Source organism: Wolbachia endosymbiont of Drosophila leontia, from assembly GCF_028981785.1.
Classification (GTDB): Bacteria; Pseudomonadota; Alphaproteobacteria; order Rickettsiales; family Anaplasmataceae; genus Wolbachia; species Wolbachia pipientis.
This window is the reverse complement of the sequence record NZ_JAPQLK010000138.1, coordinates 1-3,952: the sequence shown is the minus strand read 5'-3', so window position 1 is coordinate 3,952 and position 3,952 is coordinate 1. Positions and strand designations below refer to the sequence as shown.

The window sequence follows — 3,952 nt, the reverse complement described above, 5'->3', positions numbered from 1 at the left end:
CAACTTGATGCATCATTCTTTTTGTAAAAAACATTCCACACTTTCTCTCCACTTTTTCTGGGTAAGGTCACTTTTCCACTGATCATATTTAATCGCCATAACTTTACTCCTACTTTAACAATATTTTAATTATCATATATTATGGCAAGAAAGTCAACCCTACCTAATTTTGCTTAGTAAGCACACTAACTATGAAACAATCTATATTACCATCAAAAACAGAATTTATATTGCCCACTTCATGTCCGGTTCTTAAATCCTTCACCATTTGATATGGATGCATAACGTACGATCTGATCTGATTGCCCCAGCCTATATCGCATTTTTTACCATATTCTTCAGCCATCTTTTGTTCTTTCTTTTCCAGTTCAATTTGGTATAAACGTCCTTTAAGTAATTTCAATGCCTCATCTTTATTTCTGTGTTGAGAACGACCATTTTGGCATTGAACTACAACACCAGTTGGAATATGCGTAATGCGTACTGCACTTTCAGTTTTGTTCACATGCTGACCGCCTGCTCCGGAAGCACGATAGGTGTCGATCTTTAGATCCTTTTCATCCACAGCAATATCAATTGAATCTTCTATCACTGGAGTTACTCCTACACTTGCAAAACTGGTATGACGTTTACCATTTGCATCAAACGGCGATATTCTAACCAGCCTGTGAATTCCACTTTCACTTTTTGCCCACCCATAAGCTTTTTCTCCAACGATTTTTATCATTGCGGACTTTATACCAACCGACTCTCCTTCTAATTTTTCTACAACTTCAACTTTAAAGTTATGATAAATTTCTGCCCACCTTACATACATGCGCACCAGCATTTCAGCCCAATCATTGCTCTCTGTTCCACCAGCTCCTGAGTGGATTTCTAAAAAGCAGTCATTATTATCTGCTTCACCAGTAAATAAGGATTCTGTTTCTTTACACTTGATTAATTTTTCTAACTTTACCAGTTCATTTTCAACTTCAGAGAAAAATTCTTCATCATTCTCATCAATAGCAGACTTCATTAAGCTAATGGCATCGTTGTAATCGCTTTCCAGCTTTAAAAACAACTCTACGTCATTCTTAATTTTAGAACGTTCTTTTAAAACTTCTTGTGCTTTTTGGTTATCTTGCCACAAATCATCATTCGACGCTTGGGAATCCAGCTCTTCAAGACGCAACTTTAATTTTTCTATGTCAAAGACACCTCCTGATAAGAGAAATACTTTTATTTAAGCTTTGAAAGTGTTCGAGAATTTCTGAATAAGTTTTCATTATACTTTAGATTTTAATATATTTACTATCAATAACAATAACAGTAAACAAAATAGAAATTTAACCATATGATAGTTAATTTAAATAATTTCATTATACTTTAATGTTTAAGGAAATCAAGCGCGTATATTTATTAAAAGATAAGGTAAAGTAATGAATATTAAAATAAGTTCTCATTATGGTTTAGACAAAAAGGCTATTGATGACTTAATAGAGTCACTTGATAACGAGGAGCTAGAAAATGTTCATAATATTGTAAAAACGATAGACAGTGTTCAGTTAGCTTATTTTTTATCTACTTCAATCAGTGATCACAGGGAGAAATTAGTTAATATCCTCGATCAACATTTGTTAAGTGATGCCCTAGTGCATGTAGTGCCAGATTTACAAATAGAGATCATAGAAACATTGGGAATAGAAAATACAGCAAAGTTACTAATGCTCCTTGATGTAGAAGATATAGTAACCATAGTGAAAGATTTAGATAGAAAGTCTGTAGAAAATATACTTTACTATTTGCCCAGCAAGACTCAGAAATCAGTAGAGGAGTTGCTATCATACCCAGAAGAAAGTGCAGGGAGGTTAATACATAAAGATATGGTTATAGCTCCATATTATTGGACAATAAATCAACTGACAGAATTTGTGTGCAACTATAAAAAAATACCAGAAAAATTTCACCAGGTATTCATTATCAACTCAAAATTAGAGCCTATAGGCAGTGTTAATTTAAATAAGGTAATATCTCACTCAGGAGACACAATAATAAAAGAGATAATGGATCATGACATAAAAATCATTAAAACTGGAGTAGACCAAGAGGAAGTAGCAAGAATATTTAAAGATTACTCTCTATTATCAGCTCCGGTAGTAAATAAGAATGGTAAAATTATTGGTGTGATCTTAATTGAAGATGTGATAAAAGTTGTTCAACAAGAAACAGAAGAGGATGTACTCAAAATAAGCGGTGTATCTTCTAAAGCCGATATAAATGCCCCTATACATAAAACTGTAATTAAAAGGCTACCTTGGTTACTGTTTAACCTCTTAGCTGCAACAATGTGTTCCATAGTAGTTGGCTTTTTCGATGATGTAATAAAAAGTTTTATAGTGTTGCCAATAATCATGCCGATAATTGCATCAATGAGCGGAAATGCAGGATCCCAAACAGTAACGCTAACCATCCGGGCAATCGCAACAAAATATCTAACTGAGCAAAATGCAAAAAGAATACTGATGAAAGAATTTTTAATAGGTCTTATAAACGGGGTGATCTTATCTACTATTTCATTAGTAGTGTTAGCAATAAGGTTTCACAACTTCAAAGTGGAGATGATTTTTGTGGTCTCCATGATTATGATGTCAATTATTGCAACGTTCATCGGAACTTTCATTCCTATAATGCTTCACCGTTTAAAGTCTGACCCTGCCGTTTCTTCTTCAATCCTAACATCGGCAACAACTGATATTCTCTCAGCTTTTATATTTCTTGGTTTAGCTACGATCTTTTTATTAAATAGCTAATACTATCTATAGCTATACCGCCGCGAACCGTCATGCCGCGATTCATTCGCGGTATCTCTTAGCATAGATCCCGCTAACAAGTAGCGGGATGACGAGAAAGGGGCTACTTGGATGACATTCTTCCTGGTGTGCCCAAATCACAATGTTCGTACATCTGTGGATTTATTCGCGGTATAGATTCCGCTAACGAGTAGCGGAATGACGGTTTTTCAAATTGTCGTAAGTCAGTTTAGCTATAATATCAAATTTCACAACTTCACCAACTATTTCTTTCTATTAAATAAGAATAAATTGCCTATACAAAAATAGATTGGCAATATTTCAAGTCTGCCAAGCAGCATTAAAAACGATAGAAATAATTTTACTTCATTACTGAAAGAGGAATAATTACCCGAAGGACCTATTAAGTTGCTGAACCCTGGACCAGAGTTTGTAAGCGTTGCAGAGATTGAGCTGATGCTAGTTATAAAGTCTGCATTGCTTAAGTAAGACATCACTACTGATGAAATGGTAAACGTTAACATGAAAATTGCAAAAAATATAAAGACAGAATGAACTTCATCATTCTCCAGGGTTTTTCCATTGAATTTTACTCTATTGTCTGCACCTGGGTTTAATAAAAGGTAAAAGTAATTTCTTATAGATCTTAAAAGAACAATCAAGCGGAAGGTTTTGACACCGCCACTTGAAGAACCACTACATCCACCAACAAAGGTGAGAAAAGAAGCTAAGACTGAAATGAAACTCCAATCTATATGATTACAGATTCCATAACCAGTTAACGTAATCAAGGAAGCGATGGTAAATGTGCTGCATCTAAATGATAATGACACTCCTAAATCAACATTTTTATACAACCAAAAACAAGCAAATAAAGATGAAACAATAGCTATCTTAAAAAAGTAAGAGACCTGCTCATCATAGCAAATGTCTAATCGTCTTATAATTTTTAAATAGCTAAGAAAAGGCAGAGAACCCAAAATCATAAAAATGATCGTTATGACTTCTAAGAACCTGTTTAAAATCTTCGTAATAGGAGAGAAATGAAGGAAAGGACAATCATTTGCAAGCTGGTGTTGAGTTTACGTTCGCAATTTTTCCACAATCTTCTACATTTTTCTAACCAAGCAAAAGATCGCTCAACAACCCATCTCTTTGGC

Annotated in this window: 4 protein-coding genes; 1 reads left to right on the top strand and 3 read right to left on the bottom strand. The window is 34.3% G+C overall.

The features are described 5' to 3' along the window. Positions 1-163: 163 nt before the first annotated feature. A protein-coding gene (gene prfB, locus OZD63_RS05050) for a peptide chain release factor 2 (RefSeq protein WP_274979536.1) occupies positions 164-1,268 on the bottom strand; the annotation gives its coding sequence in 2 pieces (ribosomal slippage) (positions 164-1,192 and positions 1,194-1,268; 1,104 coding nt in all). Between the two features lie 153 nt (positions 1,269-1,421). Here prfB and mgtE point away from each other — a divergent pair. After that, positions 1,422-2,792: a magnesium transporter gene (gene mgtE / locus OZD63_RS05045; RefSeq protein ID WP_274979535.1), complete on the top strand. Its 1,371-nt coding sequence runs from the start codon at positions 1,422-1,424 to the stop codon at positions 2,790-2,792. Positions 2,793-3,055: 263 nt separating this feature from the next. Here mgtE and OZD63_RS05040 read toward each other — a convergent pair whose 3' ends face one another. Continuing rightward, a complete protein-coding gene (locus OZD63_RS05040; RefSeq protein WP_275008290.1) occupies positions 3,056-3,778 on the bottom strand; it encodes a potassium transporter TrkG in 723 nt (240 codons plus the stop codon). Between the two features lie 32 nt (positions 3,779-3,810). Beyond that, positions 3,811-3,952: transposase (locus tag OZD63_RS05035; protein WP_275008078.1), on the bottom strand; the 142-nt coding region annotated here is incomplete at its 5' end.